This is a genomic window from Actinoplanes rectilineatus, from assembly GCF_000962825.1.
Lineage (GTDB): Bacteria > Actinomycetota > Actinomycetes > Mycobacteriales > Micromonosporaceae > Actinoplanes > Actinoplanes rectilineatus.
Genome location: NZ_JZKF01000248.1, coordinates 1 through 393, shown reverse-complemented (window position 1 = coordinate 393; position 393 = coordinate 1). Strand labels below are relative to the sequence as shown.

Below are 393 nucleotides of genomic sequence, written 5' to 3'. Positions count from 1 at the left end.
TGACCCTCGGTGCTGATGATCCGGGCGTTCGCCTCGTCGATCTGGGTCTGCAGCAGCTCCAGGTTGCGGTCCACCTCGGCCTGCGCCTGCGCCGGGATGGTGACGTTGATGTTCACGTCCGGGCAGTTCACCGTCTTGGCACCGGCGGCGTTGTCGTCGCCCTCCTCGGCCGCGTCGTCACCGGCAGCGGCGGACTCGGTCGGCGCGGGGGTCGCCTCGGCGTCGTCGCCGGCCTCCTCGGCGGCGTCGTCACCGGCCTCGTTCAGGGTGCAGGGGGCGAGGCCCTCGGCGTTGAGGTCGGGCTTGTCGGCGTTGCGGCCGATCGCCGTCTCGATCCGGTTGATCGTCGCGAACCGCTTGTCCTCCAGCGGGCCGAGGATCGCGTTCTGCACG

The 393-nt window shown here is 71.2% G+C and carries 1 pseudogene; it reads right to left on the bottom strand.

Going from position 1 to position 393, the window contains the following annotated elements:
* Window positions 1–393: pseudogene (locus WH85_RS52080) on the bottom strand (hypothetical protein); the annotation flags it as partial.